The 17,397-nt window shown below is 74.4% G+C and carries 10 protein-coding genes; 6 read left to right on the top strand and 4 right to left on the bottom strand.

Annotated elements, in window-relative coordinates; genetic code table 11:
• Positions 1-23 precede the first annotated feature (23 nt).
• Positions 24-719 (top strand): hypothetical protein, encoded by a 696-nt coding sequence (locus tag ACH5A8_RS10590; protein WP_399000190.1) that lies wholly within the window; start codon positions 24-26, stop codon positions 717-719.
• Between the two features lie 196 nt (positions 720-915).
• On the opposite strand, the gene ACH5A8_RS10585 is transcribed toward ACH5A8_RS10590, so the two are convergent.
• A complete protein-coding gene (locus ACH5A8_RS10585) occupies positions 916-1,350 on the bottom strand; it encodes a thiol-disulfide oxidoreductase DCC family protein (RefSeq protein WP_399000187.1) in 435 nt (144 codons plus the stop codon).
• A 613-nt stretch (positions 1,351-1,963) separates the two neighbouring features.
• Between ACH5A8_RS10585 and ACH5A8_RS10580 the strand changes: the two genes are divergently transcribed.
• From ACH5A8_RS10580 to ACH5A8_RS10570, 3 genes are all read left to right on the top strand, one after another.
• Complete coding sequence (locus ACH5A8_RS10580) at positions 1,964-4,039, top strand: SPFH domain-containing protein (protein ID WP_399000185.1); 2,076 nt, start codon at positions 1,964-1,966, stop codon at positions 4,037-4,039.
• Between the two features lie 190 nt (positions 4,040-4,229).
• Entirely contained in the window at positions 4,230-9,479 is a 5,250-nt protein-coding gene (locus ACH5A8_RS10575) for a DNA repair ATPase (protein WP_399000183.1), read from the top strand.
• Positions 9,480-9,588: 109 nt separating this feature from the next.
• Positions 9,589-9,741: a hypothetical protein gene (locus tag ACH5A8_RS10570; RefSeq protein WP_399000181.1), complete on the top strand. Its 153-nt coding sequence runs from the start codon at positions 9,589-9,591 to the stop codon at positions 9,739-9,741.
• Between the two features lie 22 nt (positions 9,742-9,763).
• Here ACH5A8_RS10570 and ACH5A8_RS10565 read toward each other — a convergent pair whose 3' ends face one another.
• Entirely contained in the window at positions 9,764-10,465 is a 702-nt protein-coding gene (locus ACH5A8_RS10565; RefSeq protein ID WP_399000179.1) for a phosphatase PAP2 family protein, read from the bottom strand.
• 233 nt (positions 10,466-10,698) lie between these two features.
• Between ACH5A8_RS10565 and sigJ the strand changes: the two genes are divergently transcribed.
• Positions 10,699-11,643, top strand: a complete 945-nt coding sequence (gene sigJ / locus ACH5A8_RS10560) for an RNA polymerase sigma factor SigJ (protein ID WP_399000177.1) — start codon at positions 10,699-10,701, stop codon at positions 11,641-11,643.
• A 170-nt stretch (positions 11,644-11,813) separates the two neighbouring features.
• The gene (locus ACH5A8_RS10555) at positions 11,814-13,130 is read left to right on the top strand and encodes an NAD(P)/FAD-dependent oxidoreductase (RefSeq protein WP_399000175.1); all 1,317 of its coding nucleotides are present in this window, start codon (positions 11,814-11,816) and stop codon (positions 13,128-13,130) included.
• A 261-nt stretch (positions 13,131-13,391) separates the two neighbouring features.
• Here ACH5A8_RS10555 and ACH5A8_RS10550 read toward each other — a convergent pair whose 3' ends face one another.
• Together ACH5A8_RS10550 and ACH5A8_RS10545 are read right to left on the bottom strand one after the other, a co-directional pair.
• Positions 13,392-16,625, bottom strand: coding sequence for an FG-GAP-like repeat-containing protein (locus ACH5A8_RS10550; RefSeq protein ID WP_399000173.1), 3,234 nt, complete (start codon positions 16,623-16,625; stop codon positions 13,392-13,394).
• Between the two features lie 160 nt (positions 16,626-16,785).
• Entirely contained in the window at positions 16,786-17,397 is a 612-nt protein-coding gene (locus ACH5A8_RS10545) for an SUKH-4 family immunity protein (protein WP_399000171.1), read from the bottom strand.

Here is a 17,397-nt window from a genome sequence, read left to right as displayed (position 1 = left end):
CGCCCGCCGACAAGGGAGTCCCCATGCCCGCCGGCATCCCCCGGCCCCAGCCGCCCCCGGACGACCGGGGCGACCTCGGCGGTCTCCGCCCGGTCCCGCTCGCCGGCGCGCCGACCGCCCCCGTCCCCCGGCCGGCCTCCCCCCGGACCGCCCTACGGCGGCTGCGCGGCAACCCACTGCGCCGCCGTACCGATCTCCTGCGGGCGTGGCTGGCCCTCGCCCTGTTCCTCGTCGTACCGGCCGCCGCTCCCGTCGCGATGTTCCTGGCCGGCGACACCGCCTACCGCCACTACACGGACGCGGCCGAGCGGCAGAAAGGCGACCGGCGGCAGACCACCGCCGTCCTGGCCCACGACGCCCCGCGCCACCCCGAACCGGGCTCCGCCGAGGAGAGGAGGACCCGCTACCCGGTGGAGGTCCGCTTCACCGACCCCGGCGGCCAGGCGCGCACCGCGAAGGCGGACGTCACCCCCGGTCTGCCCGTCGGCAGCACGGTCGACGTCTGGGCCGACGTCCACGGCCGGATCACTCCTCCGCCCCTGACCACGGACCAGATCCGCAGCCGCACCATGGGCTGGGCGATCCTCGCCTTCCTGGCCGTCCCGGCCCTGGCCGCAACCGCCTGCGCCACCACGTCCCGCGTCCTCCACCGCCGCGACCTCAAGGCCTGGGACCGGGCCTGGAGAGCCACGTCCCCCCACTGGACGACCCCCACCTGACGGGTCCGTCCCCGCGGCCGCTCACGCCGGTCACCCCGACGCGGAAGCCGCCGGGCCACGCGATCACCGATCCCGGAACGATCGTCCCCGGTGGCGCAGGACAGGGGGCCGTCACTGCTCCATGAGGTCGCAGTCGAACGGGACGAGTTCCATCGGACTGATCACCGCGGCGGCACAGGTGCTCACGCGCGGTGCGTCAGCGGTTGCCCGAGCGGCGGGGCGGTACGGCGCAGGCCGCCGTGGAGCCGGGCAGGCGGTGGCGGTTCTCCGCGACGAGGCGGTACGCGGCGTGCGCGGCCCAGCGGAACGGCGGCAGGGTGAGCAGCGCGCCCGGCAGGGACCAGGGGCCGCCCGCGCTCAGCAGGGCCTTCGCGACGGCCTGCGCGCCTCCGTACACCGTTCCCGCCGGGGTCACCCACAGGGCCTCGTACTCGGCCCGCTCCTGGGTCACGCCGTACTCGTCGAGGGGCAGGGACTGCCACGGGAGCACGTCGCAGCGCGGCCGGACGTGCCGCTGCGCGAAGGTCACCGAGGCCGTGCAGAAGCCGCAGTCCCCGTCGTAGACGAGCACGGGACGCGGCCGTCGGGTCCGCGGGACGCGGTCGGGCCGCTGGGTTCGCTGAGGTCGCATGAGGCCATCGTGCCGCAGGCCGAGCGAGTCCCGTACGGCCCGGCCCGCGGACCGAGCGGACCTCGTGCGACCTGGCCGCCCGTCCGGCCCGGTCGACCGGGCCGGACGGTCCGCCGTGCGCCTGGCCCCCCGGTCCAGCCCGGTTCACCGCGTGCGCCTGACCCACCGTCGAGCCCGGCTTACCGTGCGCCTGGCCCACCGACGAGAGCCCGGCCTACCGTCCAGCCCGGCCCACCGGCCCTCTCCGCCGGCCCGGCGGCAGACCGCCGGCGTCCCGTCACCCGCCTCCTTGGTCGCCCACCGGCACTCAGGAGCCCATGAACACTGCCGGAAACCGGCAATGCGCGGTGCCCGCGGCACCGGGCACCATGTCATCCGGGGAGCACTACGGACGGCCTCGGTGCCGGACCCCGGCAGACGCCTGGGGTCCGGCCGGCAGGCCGCGCGGGGGAGAGGGGGACCGATGCCGCGGCCCACGGGCCGCCGGTGATCGCCGCGGACGCACGCCCCGGACCGGGGCCGGACCGACCGCGCCGGCGAGCACCCCAGACCGAGGACCGGCGCCGACCGCGCCGGCGCCCATCTCAGCTTCTGTACCGCAAGGACGTATGCCATGTATGTCTTCGGCGCGCTCGCCGCTGCCTGCCTGATACTGGTTCTCCTTCTGCTGTTCCTCTTCTCCCGGCTCTACCGCAAGGTCGACCAGGGCAAGGCCCTGATCGTCTCCAAGACGCGCCGGGTCGACGTGTCCTTCACCGGGCAGGTCGTGCTGCCGGTGCTGCACAAGGCCGAGGTCATGGACATCTCGGTGAAGGCGATCGAGATCACCCGCTCCGGACGCGACGGGCTCATCTGCCGGGACAACATCCGCGCCGACATCCGCATCTCGTTCTTCGTCAAGGTCAACAAGACCGCCCAGGACGTCATCAAGGTCGCCCAGGCCGTCGGCACCGCCCGCGCCAGCGACCAGGCCACCCTCCAGGCGCTGTTCCACGCGAAGTTCTCCGAGGCGCTGAAGACCGTCGGCAAGCAGATGGACTTCACCGACCTCTACACCAAGCGCGAGGAACTCCGCTTCCAGATCATCGAGTTGATCGGCGTCGACCTCAACGGCTACCACCTGGAGGACGCGGCGATCGACTACCTGGAGCAGACGCCGCTCACCCAGCTCGACCCGGCCAACGTCCTCGACGCCCAGGGCATCCGCAAGATCACCGAGCTCACCGCGATCGAGCACGTGCGCACCAACGAGGCCCAGCGCACCGAGGAGAAGGAGATCACCCGGCAGAACGTCGACGCGCGCGAGGCCATCCTGGAGCTGGAGCGCCGGCAGGCGGACGCCGAGATCAAGCAGAAGCGCGAGATCGAGACCTCCCGCGCCCGCGAGGAGGCCGAGACCGCCCGCGTGGTCGAGGAGGAGAGGCTGCGCGCCCAGAGCGCCTTCCTGCGCACCGAGGAACAGCTCGGCGTGCAGCGCGAGAACCAGGCCCGCGAGGTCGCCGTCGCGGCCAAGAACCGCGAGCGGGTCATCGCCGTGGAGAACGAGCGCATCGAGAAGGACCGGATGCTGGAGGTCATCGCCCGCGAGCGCGAGACCCAGCTGACGAAGATCTCCGCCGACAAGGAGGTCGAGGCGGAGAAGCGCGAGATCGCCGAGGTCGTGCGCGAGCGGGTCGCGGTGGACCGTACGGTCGCCGAGCAGGAGGAGTCCATCAAGAAGCTGCGCGCCGTGGAGCAGGCCGAGCGCGAGCGGCAGGCGATCATCATCGCCGCCGAGGCCGAGGCGCAGGAGAAGCTGGTCAAGGACATCAAGGCGGCGGAGGCCGCCGAGCAGGCCGCCACGCACCGCGCCGCCGAGGAACTCACCCTCGCCGAGGCCCGGTTGAAGACCGCCGACCTCGACGCCCGCGCCAAGCTGCGGCTGGCCGAGGGCGTGCAGGCCGAGTCCGCCGCCGAAGGCCTCGCGGCCGTCCAGGTCCGCGACAAGGAGGCCGAGGTCATCGAGAAGGCCGGCCGCGCGGAGGCCGAGGCCACCCAGGCCCGCATGCTCGCGGAGGCCGAGGGCACCGAGGCGCGGCTGCGCGCCGAGGCCGAGGGCGCCCAGGCCAAGGCGATCGCCGAGGCCACCGCGATCGGCGAGAAGCTGAAGGCGGAGGCGGCCGGCCTGACCGAGAAGGCGGCGGCGATGGCCGCCCTGGACGAGGCCTCCCGCGGCCACGAGGAGTACCGCCTCAGGCTCCAGGCGGAGAAGGAGATCCGGCTCGCCGGGCTCGACGTGCAGCGCCAGGTCGCCGAGGCGCAGGCCACGGTGCTGGCGACCGGCCTGGAGAACGCCGACATCGACATCGTCGGCGGCGAGTCGGTCTTCTTCGACCGGCTGGTGTCCGCGATCTCCTTCGGCAAGGGCGTCGACGGGTTCGTCGAGAACTCCCGCACCGCCCAGGCCCTGGCCACGCCCTACCTGGACGGCTCCGCGAGCCTCGCCGACGACCTCGGCCGCGTCCTCGGCCAGGTCTCCACGGCCGACGTGCAGAACCTGACCGTCTCCGCGCTGCTGATGAAGCTGATGCAGTCCGACGGCGGCAACGCCGGCCAGTTCCGGCAGCTGCTGGACCGCGCGGGCGAACTCGGGCTCGCCGACACCCCGTTGACCGCGCTCACCGCCGTCAACGGCACCACGAGGGTCTGAGGGCCGGAAGGCCTGATGGCCCGAGGGTCTGTGAGGGCGAACCCGCGCCCGGGGCGGGGGTTCGCGCGCAGGCCCTGACGGACCAGGGTCCGGACGAAGCCGCCGTCACGGGGGTCGGCGGCTTCGTCCGGACCCGCCTCGGGGGCCGGCGACACGGTCCCCCCACCTCCTGCGAAGGGACGCACGACCCATGGCCACCGCCCTGGAGACGGGTTCGCACGACGCCGTGGACCGCGGCACCTACGAGGTGCTGCGCGACCGGCTCACCGCCCAGGCCGCCGAACTCGCCCGCAGCGCCGAGGCGTTGAACGCCCGGCGGGCGGAGGAGTTCGGCACGGTCCGGCTCGACCTCACCGGCACCGGCCGGCTGCGCACCGAGCACCCGTCCGTCCCCCGCGACGTCGTCGCCGTCGGCGGCCGCCTGCTGTTCGGCTACAACGGCGTCCACGCCGGCGCCCGCCCCGAACCCCGGGTCGGCGACGTCCTCGCGCTCTTCGACCGCGACCAGAACCGGCTGCCCGACGACGCCGTCCCCGGCCTCCTCGACGACCCCGCGTTCCTGAGGGAGTTCGCGGCCCTGCACCGCTACTACCGGCAGGCGAGGCTGCTGCGCCTCCAGCTGCTGGAGGGCCGGCTGCTGGCCGTCTTCCGCACCGGCGAGAAGGCCGATGACGTCCGCGCGCTGCGCTGGGACCTGGCCGACGACGGGCGGGCCGTCTTCCTGGACGCGCGCGGCGACCGCGACCACGTCCCGCCGCCCGCCCACGACTTCGCCTGGACCCAGGCGACCCGCGAGGACCACCGGCTGGGCCGCCACCCGCACGTCACGGTCCAGGGCGAGATCCACGTCTCCACCGTCGGCGGCGCCCTCACCGTCAAGACCGAGGACGACACCGAGACCGGCGAGGGCATCCACAGCGAACCGGTCGACGAACCGCTGCAGGCCCTCGCCGACGCCGACATCGCGCACGCCCGCGTCGGCGCCCTGATCCTGCTGCGGATCCGCCCCTACAAGGAGGACGCCGACCGCTACCTCGTCTTCAACACCCTCACCCGCGCCGTCGTCCGCCTCGACGGCATCGGCCAGGGCTGCCGCCGCCTCCCCGACGACCAGGGCATCGTCTTCGCCGGCGGCTACTGCCTGGCGACCGGGACGTACAAGACGTACGACCTCGACACCACCGGGCTGCGGTTCGAGCGGGAAGTGCGCTCGCCCTACGGCGAGGACGTGCTGTACGCCTTCCACGCGCGCGCCGAGGGACGCGGCCTGCTGCTGTCGTACAACACCATCCGCGAGGAGATCGCCACTCCGCTGACCTGCCACGGCTGGGCGCTGTTCGACGACGGGGCGCTGCTGGCGCTGCGCGCGGACCCCGCGGGGGCGACGGGCGAGCCGGCCCGAGTGCACCCCCTCCAGCTGTGGACGTCGCCGTACGTCTCCGACACCCACGCCGCCGCCGCCGGCGCCGGCGCCGGACCCCTCGCCCGCATCGGCAACGCCGACCTGGTGCGCGGCATCTCCGACTGCCTGTCCATCAGCCGCGCCGTCGCCGAGACCACACCGACCGTCGAGGTGTACGAGGCGCTGGCCGGCGCCTGCGTACGCGCCGCCGACACGCACCACTGGCTCGGCGAGGCCGAGTCGGGCGACCTGCGCACCCCGCTGGAGGCCGTGCGCGCCACCGCCGAACAGGTGCTGACCGAGTTCCGCACCGTGCGGACGCTCACCGGGCAGGCCGCCGACGCCCTGGAGGAGGCCGCCGGACGGCTCGCCGCGGTGGTGCGCCGGCTGCGCGGTGAAGCCCCGCGCGGAGCCGCCGCCTGGGTCGGCGGGCTCACCGAACTGCGCGCGGCACAGGGTCATGTGCTGACCCTCAAGGAGATGCGGTACGCCGACACCGCCCGCATCGACGCACTCGCCGCCGAGGCGGAGAGCGACCTCGCCTCCTTCGGCAGGCGCGCCGTCGCCCACCTCTCCCGCGAGGACGCCTTCGCCGAGCACCACCAGGAGGTCGAGCAGCTCGTCACCGACGCGGAGACCATCGAGACCGCCGCCGCTGCCGCACCGGTCGCCGCCCGCCTCGACGAACTGGCCGGCGCGCTGCGCACGGTCACCGAGGTCGTCGCCGGACTCGACATCGGCGACGCCACCGTACGCACCTCCGTGCTGGAGCGGATCGCCGAGGTGCTCGGCGGCGTCAACCGTGCCCGCGCCCTGCTCGTCGCCCGCCGCCGCGAACTCGCCGAGCGGGAGGGCAGGGCCGAGTTCGCCGCCGAGTTCGCGCTGCTCGGCCAGGCCGTCACCGGCGCCCTAGCCGCGGCCGACACCCCCGAGGCGTGCGACGAACAGCTCTCCGGCGCGCTGGTGCGGCTGGAGAACCTGGAGTCCCGCTTCGCCGAGTTCGACGACTTCCTCGGCGAGTTGGCCGCCCGGCGCGTCGAGGTCCACGACGCCTTCTCCGCCCGCAAGCAGACCCTGCTGGACGCCCGCGCCCGGCGTGCCGGGCAGCTCACGGCCGCCGCCGCGCGCATCCTTCAGGCCGTCGCCCGGCGCGCGGCCACCCTCGCCGACGCCGACGCGGTCAGCACCTACTTCGCCTCCGACCCGATGGTCGCCAAGGTCCGCCGCACCGCGGAGGAGCTGCGCGAACTCGGCGACCCGGTGCGGGCGGAGGAGCTGGACGGCCGGCTCAAGGCCGCCCGCCAGGAGGCCGGCCGCGCCCTGCGCGACCGCGCCGACCTGTACGCCGACGGCGGCCGCACCATCCGTCTGGGCGCCCACCGCTTCGCCGTCACCACCCAGCCCCTCGACCTCACGCTCGTCCCGGACGGCGACGGCCTCGCCTTCGCGCTCACCGGCACCGACTACCGCGCCCCGGTCACCGACCCGGCGTTCACGGCGGCCGGCGCGCTGGGGGAGCGGACCCTGCCGTCCGAGTCGCCCGAGGTCTACCGCGCCGAGCACCTGGCCGCCCGGCTGCTGCGGGAGACCGGGCCGGAGGCCCTGGCGGCGGCCGACGACCTGCCCGCCCTGGTCCGCCGGGCCGCCCAGGAGGCGTACGACGAGGGGTACGAGCGGGGCGTCCACGACCACGACGCGACCCTCCTCCTGACCGCCCTGCTGCCCCTGTACGAGCGGGCCGGCGTGGAACGCCACGAGCCCGCCGCCCGGGCCGCCGCCCAGCTCTTCTGGGCCCACGGCACCACCCCGGCCGCCCGCGCCGCCTGGACGCGCCGCGCCGTCTCCCTGGCCCGCGCCCGCGACACGTTCGGCCCGGCGGCCTCCGGCGCGGTCACCGCCTGGGAGGCGGAGCTCGCGGAGGCGATCGGCCGGTGGACGGCGGGGTCCGGAGTCCACCCGACGGCCGCCGCCACGGGGCCGGCCCCCGGCGAGGCACCGCCGCCCGCCCCGTCCGCCGGCGGCCCCGCCCCCACGGCGATCCCGGGAGCCGGCGGCTCCGCCCCCGCAGCGGCCCCGTACGACGGCGGACTCGTGCCCCCGGCCGCCGGGGAAGCCGGTGGGCTCGCCCCCGCGGCGGCCCCGGCAGCCGGCCGATCCGCTTCCGCGGCACTCCCGGACGCCCGAGGACTCGCCCCCGCGGCACTCCCGGACGCCCGAGGACTCACCCCCGCGGCACTCCCGGACGCCCGAGGACTCACCCCCGCGGCACTCCCGGACGCCCGAGGACTCGCCCCCGCGGCGGCCGCGTACCTTTTCGAGGAGCTGACCTCGGGCCCCGACGGCTTCGTCGTCAGCGCCGCCGCCCGCACGCTGCTCGACAAGTTCCGCCGCACGGTGGGCGGCCCCGCCTTCGACGACGACCTCGCCGCACTCGACGACCTGGCCGCCCGCCACCAGCTGGCCGGGGCCTGGCTGGCGGCGTACGCCGACTCCACCGGCACCCCGGTCACGGTCGGGGACCTGGCGGAGGCGGTCGCCGTCTCGCTCTGCCCCGACCTCCCCCGCCACGAGTCCGACCTGACCCCGGTCACCGTCGCCGAAGGCCTGCTGGGCGCCCACCCGCGCATCACCGGCCGCGCCCTCCCGCTGCGGATCGACGAGTTCCTGGCCCGCACCCGGCGCTTCGCCGAGCGTGACGTCCCCGCCTACCGCGCCCACCAGCGGCGGCGCACCGCCCTGGTCGCCGCCGAGCGGGCCCGCCTGCACCTGGACGAGCACCGGCCGCGCTCCATGGCCTCCTTCGTGCGCAACCGGCTCGTCGACGAGGTCTACCTGCCGCTCGTCGGCGACAGCCTGGCCCGCCAGATCGGCACCGCCGGCGACACCAAGCGCACCGACACCGGCGGTCTGCTGCTGCTCCTGTCGCCGCCCGGCTACGGCAAGACGACGCTGATGGAGTACGTCGCCGACCGCCTCGGCCTGATGATGGTGCGGGTCAGCGGCCCGGCCCTCGGCCACACCGTCACCTCGCTCGACCCGGCCGAGGCGCCGAACGCCACCGCCCGCCAGGAGATCGAGAAGATCAACTTCGCGTTGGCGGCCGGCAACAACACGCTGCTCCACCTGGACGACATCCAGCACACCTCGCCGGAACTGCTCCAGAAGTTCATCCCGCTGTGCGACGCCACCCGCCGTGTCGACGGCGTGTGGAACGGCGAGCCGCGCACCTACGACCTGCGCGGCAAGCGCTTCGCGGTCTGCATGACCGGCAACCCCTACACCGAGTCCGGCGACCGCTTCCGCGTACCCGACATGCTCGCCAACCGCGCCGACGTGTGGAACCTCGGCGACGTCCTCACCGGCAAGGAGGAGGCCTTCGCGCTCAGCTTCCTGGAGAACGCGCTCACCTCCCATCCGGTCCTCGCCCCGCTGGCCGGCCGCGACCGGAGCGACCTGGAACTGCTGGTCCGGCTGGCCGAAGGCGATGCGGCGGCCCACGCGGACCGCCTCACCCATCCCTACGCCCCCGCCGAGCTGGAGCAGATCACCGCCGTGCTGCGCCATCTGCTCGCCGCGCGCGAGACGGTCCTAGCGGTCAACGCCGCCTACATCGCCTCCGCCGCCCAGTCCGACGCCACGCGCACCGAGCCGCCGTTCCGCCTCCAGGGCTCCTACCGCACCATGAACCGGATCGCCCAGCGCATCCGCCCCGTCATGAACGGCGCCGAACTGGCCGCCGTGCTCGACGACCACTTCACCGCCGAGGCCCAGACCCTCACCACCGGCGCCGAGGCCAACCTGCTGAAACTCGCCGAACTGCGCGGCACGCTCACCCCCGGGCAGGCCGAGCGCTGGGCCGCGCTGAAGGCCGCCCACGCCCGCACCCAGACCCTCGGCGGCCCCGCCGAGGACCCGATCTCCCGCGCAGCGGGCGCCCTCGCGCTGCTCGCCGACCGCATGTCCGCGATCGAGGCGGCCCTCACCGGCGCCACCGGACCGAGGCCGGCCCGGCACGCGGCCGACGACGAGGGACGGTGACGGCGATGGCGGAGCCGACGGTGACGGCGCCGACCGCGGTGACGGCGGCGACAGTGACGGCGGCGACCGTGACAGCGGCATCGGTGACGGGGGTGCGGCGGTGACGGCGATGACCACCGCGATCGGCGGGCTGACGCCCTTCCTGGTGCCGCTGGCCGGCGCGACGCTGGTCGTGGCGGTCAGCACATGGGCCCTGATCCGCCGGGACCGGCAGATCAGGGCCCATGCCCTCCAGGGCCGGCCGCCGTACGGGAACGAGTGACGGCGGCCGGCCCCTCAGCGTTCTACCGCCACTCCGAGGCGTGCTCCGGGACGCTCTCCTGAACCCGCGCCGCGCCACGCCCGGCCGCGTGCCGCGAGGGCGGCGCGGCGACGAGCAACGGGCGCAGCGCCCCGCCGCGCATCCGCCCCACCAGGGTGAGGCAGAACCGCCGGGCGGCCAGCACCACGATCAGCGACACGACGGTGCCCACCAGGGCGCCCACGCCCACGTCGTGCGGGTAGTGGGCGCCGACGTACACCCGTGAGGAGCCCATCGCCACGGCGGCGAGCAGCGCGACCGAGCCCAGCCACCGGTTGACGAGGAACAGCGCCGCCACGAAGGCGAAGGCGACGGTGGTGTGGTTGCTGGGGAAGGCGTAGTCGTCCACCGGCGGGCACGCCTCGATGAGGAAGTCGTGCGGCAGGGCCCGGCAGGGGCGCGGCTCCTGGAAGACGTCCTTGACCGCCGTGTTGGCGACGTAGGCGATGATCACCGCGAACGGCGTGGCCAGCACCGTGGCCATCACCGCGTTCCCCTCGCGCCGGGCCCGCCACCAGGCGACGAGCAGGAACAGCACGAAGACACCCATGCCGACGGACGAGTACGCCGCCGCCGTCCCGTTGAGCCAGTGCGTGTGGCGGGCGAAGTCGGTGACGTCCGTGTAGAGGCCGCCGTCGATGGACGCACCGTCGAGTGCGAGCACGGGCGGGGAGGAAGTCGTCATCAGATGGATCTCCGGGCCGGGTTCTCAGGTGCGTGAGCGCCGAGGGGAACGCTCGTGGACGCAGAGGTGGAATCCTTGCGACGTCAGCCTGTCCTGTGGATGAACGTCTACGGATCAGTAGACGTTAACAGCCGGAGGCCCGGTTGCCGCAGCGGGCGGAGGGAGACCGGGGACACAGACGCGGGGGAGAACTCCCCGTCGGCGCGCCGGGCCCGCGGGCTAGGATCCGGGCCATGGCCCTGACCGTGAACGACGTGGACCGGTTCGAAGCGTCCAGGCCCCGCCTGGAGGCCATCGCCTACCGCCTCCTCGGCTCCGCGAGCGAGGCCGAGGACGCCGTCCAGGAGACGTTCCTGCGCTGGCAGGCCGCCGACGCCGGACAGGTCCGGGTCCCCGAGGCCTGGCTGACCAAGGTCCTCACCAACCTGTGCCTGAACCAGCTCACCTCGGCCCGCGCGCGACGCGAGACGTACGTCGGCCAGTGGCTTCCCGAGCCGCTGCTCGCCGGGGACCCGATGCTCGGCCCCGCCGACACCGCCGAGCAGCGCGAGTCCGTCTCGTTCGCGGTCCTCACCCTGTTGGAGCGCCTCACGCCGGGCGAGCGGGCCGTCTACGTGCTGCGCGAGGCCTTCGACTATCCGCACCGGGAGATCGCCGAGATCCTCGACCTCACCGAGGCCGCCAGCCAGCAGATCTTCCACCGCGCCAAGAAGCACGTCGCGGACGGCAGGGCCCGCACCGAGATCGACGGGGCCGCGGCCCGGAGGATCATCGACGAGTTCCTCGCCGCGGCCACCAGCGGCCGCACCGAACCGCTCGTACGGCTTCTCACCCAGGACGCCGTGGCCGTCGGCGACGGCGGCGGCAAGGTCCCGGCCCGCACCAAGCCGTTCGAGGGCGCCCTGGCGGTCGCGAAGTTCATGCGGGGCCTGTTCAAGCCCGGCAAGGCGAAGCAGGCCCTGGTCGGCGGCTCCCCGGAGATCCACGCCACGACCGCCAACGGCGGCCCCGCCGTCGTGGCGGTCGTCGGCGGCCGGGTCATCGGCGTCCTGTGTCTGGAGGTCACCGCCGAGGGCATCGCCGCGTTCCGCAGCCAGGCCAACCCCGACAAGCTCGAACGGGCGACCAGGCGCTGGGCGGCCGCCGACCACGGGGAGCCGCTGCTCCGCCTCTTCTGAGCCACGCTCCCCGGACCGGCCTTTCCGAGCCGCGCCTCATGAGTCCGCCTCTTCCGAGGCACGCCTCCCGAGCCCGACTGGAGTGTGTTCTGCTTCACATCCTGTTCCTGTCAGGAAACGGCGGGCCGCCCGGTTCAAGGGGCGAACCCGCTCAAGACAGGAGCCAGGAGATGCAGCACCGGATCATCGTCCTCGGAGCCGGATACACCGGGGCCGTCGCCGCAGGCCGTCTCGCCAAGCGGCTGCACCGCGAAGACGTCGCCATCACCCTCGTCAACGCCGAGCCCGACTTCGTCGAGCGGGTCCGGCTGCACCAGCTCGCCACCGGCCAGGACCTCAGGCCCCGGCCCTTCGACGAGATGTTCGCGGGCACCGGCGTCGCGCTGCGGATCGCGAAGGTGACCGGCATCGACGCCGACCGCAGGACCGTCACCGTCACCGCCACCGCCCAGAAGCCCGCGACCGGTGAGCCGGTGGAGGAACCGGCGACCGAGGAGCTGGCCTACGACACCCTCGTGTACGCCCTCGGCAGCGGCTGGGACGGCCAGGGCGTCCCCGGCGCCGCCGAGCACGCCCACGAGATCGCCGGCCGCCCCGGCGCGCACCGGCTGCGCGAGCGCCTGGCCCGCCTGGACGCCGGAGCGCACGTGGTCGTGGTCGGCGGCGGACTCACCGGCCTGGAGGCCGCGACCGAGATCGCCGAGGCCCGTCCGGACCTCGGCGTCGCCCTCGCCGCACGCGGCGCCCTCGGCGACGGGCTCTCGGCCAAGGGCCGCCGGCACCTGCACAAGGTCTTCGGCAGGCTCGGCATCACGGCCTACGAACACACCGCCGTCACCGCCGTCGGACCCGACCGCGTCACCACCGCCGACGGCGGCTCGATCCCGGCCGACGTCACCGTGTGGACCACCGGTTTCGCCGTCCACCCGACCGCGCGGGCCACCACCCTGGAGGTCACCGGCACCGGCCGGATCGTGGTCGACGAGACCATGCGCTCCGTGTCGCACCCGGACGTGTACGCCATCGGCGACGCGGCGCTGGCGGCGGGCCCCGGCGGCAAGCCGCTGCGCATGTCGTGCGCCTCGGGCGTCCCCAGCGCCTGGCAGGCCGCGGACGCCATCGCGGCCCGCCTCACCGGCGGCAAGCTCCCGAAGGTGCCGCTGCGCTACTTCAACCAGTGCGTCTCACTGGGCCGCAAGGACGGCCTCATCCAGTACGTCACCGCCGACGACCGCTCCGTGCGGGCGGCCCTGACGGGGCGCTTCGCCGCCGCCTACAAGGAAGTGGTCTGCAAGGGCGCGGCCTGGGGCGTCGCCAACCCGACGCTCGGCGTCCCGGTCCGCCGCCGCCGTGTCGTGCGCCGGCCGGCCGAGGCCACGACCGGGTCGCCCGGGTCGGCCGGTACCGCCGGGACGGTCGAGGCGCCCGGGGCTGCCGGGGCCGCGGGTACCACCGGGGCGGCGCCGGAGGTGGGGGCGTCGGCCTGACCCGCCCACCGACGCGCCCGCCCCCGCCCCTGGGGCGCCCGGCCGCACGCACACTCGTCCACAGCTGTGGACGACCACCGCGCAGCCGGGCCGCTCGGCGATCGCCTCGTCCGTGTGGCCCGTGGCCGGCCGGGCGCAGGGCGGTCGCCTGACCCCGGCCGCTCGGCGAGGCCGCGCCCGTCGACCCGAACGGACGTCCTCACCCGCCGCACCGGGCCTGCGGCGCCGTCCCAGGTCCGTGACCCGGGACGGCGCTCAGGTTCAGTACAGGCCCTTGAACCCGTTCCAGCCGCCGGTGCCGATCAGCACCCGGCCGCCGTACGTGCCGGCCCCCGTGGAGGCGTACCGCCACAGCTTCCCGGCGGTGTCCCGGGCCAGCAGATCGGCGCGTCCGTCGCCGGACACGTCACCGGCGCCCACGAGGGCGGAGTAGACGTTCCACCCGCCGCCGACCCGCACCCGCTTGGTCACGCTGCCGGCGGAGGTCCCGTAGTACTCCCACAGCACACCGGCGGAGTCGAGCCCGAGCAGGTCGCCGAGCCCGTCCCCGTTCAGGTCACCGGCCCCGACGACCTGCGTGTACAGCTTCCAGTTCGTCTGGATCCGCACCCGGGTCCTCAGCCGGTGATCGGCCGTGCCGCCGTAGAAGTAGATGTCCCCGGTGGACGCCTGGCGTGCGATCAGGTCGACGTGGCCGTCCCCGTCCATGTCGCCCGGCGACGTCAGCCGGTCGTACTGGCCCCAGCCGGAGCCGATCACCGTGTACGGCGAGGAGGCGGTGACGACCTTCCCGCACCCGGGACGGTAGGCCCGCAGCTGGTCGCCCACCCGTGCGAGCACATCGGCGCACCGGTCCCCGTCCACGTCCCCGAAGGGCACGAGCACGGAGCCGGCGTCGAAGGCGTCGCCGGACCCGGAGATCCGGGACGACACCCCGCCGTTCCCGTCGCCCTTGTACAGCGACACCGCTCCGGCCGCGTCCGTCGCCAGCAGATCGCCGAACCCGTCGTCACCGGCCATGTCCCGCCATACGGCGGCCCCGCCGGTCACCGGCACCGTCCCGGAGACGGAGAGGTCCGCCTGGACGCCGTCGGCGGGCTTCGCGGTCAGCGTCCAGGTGTACGCCCCGTTCGGCACGTACGCCCCGGCCGTGTCCTTGCCGTCCCACGACGGCGCGATCAGTCCCCGTGCCTCGCCGCCGGTGAAGGTCCGCACGATCTTCCCGCTCGCCTTGTTCCTCAGCGTCAGCGACCACGACGCCGCCGGCTTCGAGAGCCACCACCGCGGCGTCCATGCCGCGGACTTGATGTCCAGGGCGGGCGTGTCGGAGTCGATGACGTCGATGCGCGAGGCCGGGACGCCCGACGGGACGATCCGCACCCGGCGGCCCTCGCCGGTGTAGGCGATGTGACCGCCGAAGCGGTCGACGGTCCACCCGGACCGGCGCACGGTCCGGTCCCCGAGCTGGGCGGCGGTGACGATCACCCGCTGGGGCAGGTCCGCCTCCGTGCCGCCGGCCGGAAGCCCGTTGTGCAGGTCGACGAGGGTCAGCCCGGCCGCGTCCGAGCGGTGGACCAGGTACCCGTCGCCCAGGAGCGTCTGGTCGGATCCGAGGCGCAGGGTGCGCTTGGTCTGCCGGTCGTAGACGCCGGCGCCCCGGTAGTGGTCCCAGTAGTAGTAGTCGCTGCACCGCCAGTACACCCAGCGGCCCACGGCCTGGAGCTCGTCGGGGACGCACCCCGCGTCGAAGGACTCGCCGGCGGCGCCCGTCGCCAGGCTCTTCGCCGCGACCTTGGTCGACTCGCCCGAGACGACGGCGTCCGAGCGGCCGAGGGCGCTCCACAGGGTGTCGCCCCAGACGGACGCGGCGACCGGGTCGCGCTTCAGGAGCACCCTCCCGGTGGCGGCCCCCTCGAATTCGAGGACCGCCTGCTCGCCGCCGGCCGCCTGGTTCACGATGCCGTACCGGCCGGAGAGGTCGACGAGTTCCGGGCTCTCGAGCCCGGAGGTCACCCGCGGGCCCCACGAGGCCTCGCCGTTGCGGTAGAGCATGGTGACGTCCTGCTCGGTCGCCGCCTTGCGGCCGTGACCGCCGTCGCCGCTCGCGAACATGGTCACGCAGTAGAACTCGCGCACCATGCCGCAGTCGTCGTCCCGGCCGGACACGAGGCCGTCGGTGGTCGTCTTCACCTCCTCCGGGCGGCCGGTCGTCTTCAGCCAGGTGCTGCGGTAGCCGCCGATGTAGGTGCCGGGGTCGTAGTACTGCGAGTCGTCGGCCGTGGTGAGGATGCCGCTGCCCAGCGAGATGCCGGCCGGCTTCGCCTCCCGGTCCTCGATGTCCGCGAGGCGCTTTCGGGTGACGGTGCCGTCCGCGGCGGGGGTGAAGAGGTAGTACCCCCAGTCCAGCGGGCCGAAGTCGGTCCTCTTCTCCGCGCCGGCCACCAGGAGCGAGCCGTCGGGCGTGCGGTGCACGTCGGGGGAGGCGACCTCCAGCAGGGTCTTCGCCTCCCCAGTGGCGTCGCGCAGGAGCAGCTGGTTGCCCCGGTACCCGCCGTCGTTGCCGGGGCTGGGCGGGGTGACGGTGACGAAGCCGTCGCCGAGGGGCCGCACGACGTCATCGGCCGAGGCGATGTCCCGCAGGTCGATGGTGGCCGGCTCCGCGTCCGGGTCGTCACGGCGGTAGACCAGGGCGGACTGGATGGACGGGGCGCCGAGCTGGAAGACGTGGTCCTTGTCGAAGGACACGCTGTCGCCGTGTGTGGAGAGCGCCTTCACGCTCCCGGTGGCGAGGTCGACGACCCACCACCCCTGGGACATCGTGGTGTCCTCCCACTTGATGCCGCGGACGGCGACGGAGCGGGTGTCGCCGTCGCCGACGCTGAGGTTCCACCCCTGCGGCAGGCCCTCCAGCTCCCGGTCCCGCACCTCGCCGTCCTCCAGGCGCAGCAGGTGCAGGCTCGTGACGGCGTTCGCGGCGCCGGTCCGGGTGATGACGGTGTCGCCGTACGTCGCGACGTACGTCTGGCCCTCCGGGACCGGGACCGTGGTCACCGCTCCGCCGCCGGCCCGCTGCTGGAGCGTCACGTGCGGGGCCGGGGAGTCGGCGTAGAGGGCGACGGTGTCGGAGCCGTGGCCGAAGTCCCCCGGGGACCGGGTGAAGCGGTAGTCGTCCACGTCGTACTGGAGCGGCTCGGGCAGCCGCCGGCCGAGGACGGTCGTCGCCCCGGTGGCGTAGTCGATCCAGCGGAGGCGGTCGTCGCCCTCCTGGGCGGTGAGGAAGCCGGTCTCGCCGGCGTTCAGGACGACGGTGGCGCGGGGCACGAAGCGTGCGCCCGCGCTGACGACGACGGGATCGGCGGACGTGCCGGGGCCGTCGGCGACGGCGGTCCCCGCGGCGACGCCGATGCCGGCGGTCACGGAGAGCGTGACGGTGAGAGCGATACGGCCCAGTGCGCGCTGCCGGCGCCGGGCCCGCTTGTCCAGCGGACGAAACACGAAAGAAGTCCCTCCCCAGGGCACTCGACGCAAGGGGGGCGCTCAGTGAACCGCCGCTCGTCCCTGCGTGAGCAGGGTGACAGTAGCAGGAGTGATCACCGGGGACATCCGGGATTCGAACCTGTTCAACGGAGAGCGGGAGCCGCCGCCGATCACCCGGTCACCCGTACAGGGAGCGGGCTCCCGGGCTGTCGCCCCGGAATCGCTGCCCCATGGCGATCTCCTCGCCGACCACCGACCAGACGGTCTCGTCGTCCTGGAAGGGCAGCGGGTCGACACGGCCGGTCTCCTCACGGATGCGCTCGACCTCGCCGTCCAGACGCTCGAAGTCGGCTTCCTCGTCGTCGCCGCTGAAGGCGAACTCGTCGAGCAGACGCTGGAACCGGAGGGTGACGTGGACGAGGGAGGAGACGTCCGTGTGCAGCTCCCGCACGGTCTCCTCATCGGGATCGAAGGCGTACACCTTGCCGGACACGGGGTCGAGGGCGAGGTGCGCGTTGAGCAGCCACCCGATGACGGGCCAGCCACCCGCACCCTCCTCGGCGCCCTCGAAGTCCTCGACGGGGACGACGTCCCGGACGAGCGGCAGCAGACCGTCCCCCTCGCCGGGCCGGCGCAGCAGGAGCGTCCCGGTGGGGACCCCGACGGCCCGCAGCATCCGGGCGCCCTCGGAACCGGCGGCGGCCGCCGGAAAAGCGCCGTCGGCCACCCTCGCGACCCCTGCCTCACCGAAGAGACCGACGAGCTCACCACGACTGACATCGAAAAGCAC

It is taken from the genome of Streptomyces sp. NPDC018610, from assembly GCF_044391765.1.
Taxonomy (GTDB): domain Bacteria; phylum Actinomycetota; class Actinomycetes; order Streptomycetales; family Streptomycetaceae; genus Streptomyces.
The sequence above is the reverse complement of the archived record's forward strand: the minus strand, read 5'-3'. Positions and strand labels throughout refer to the sequence as shown.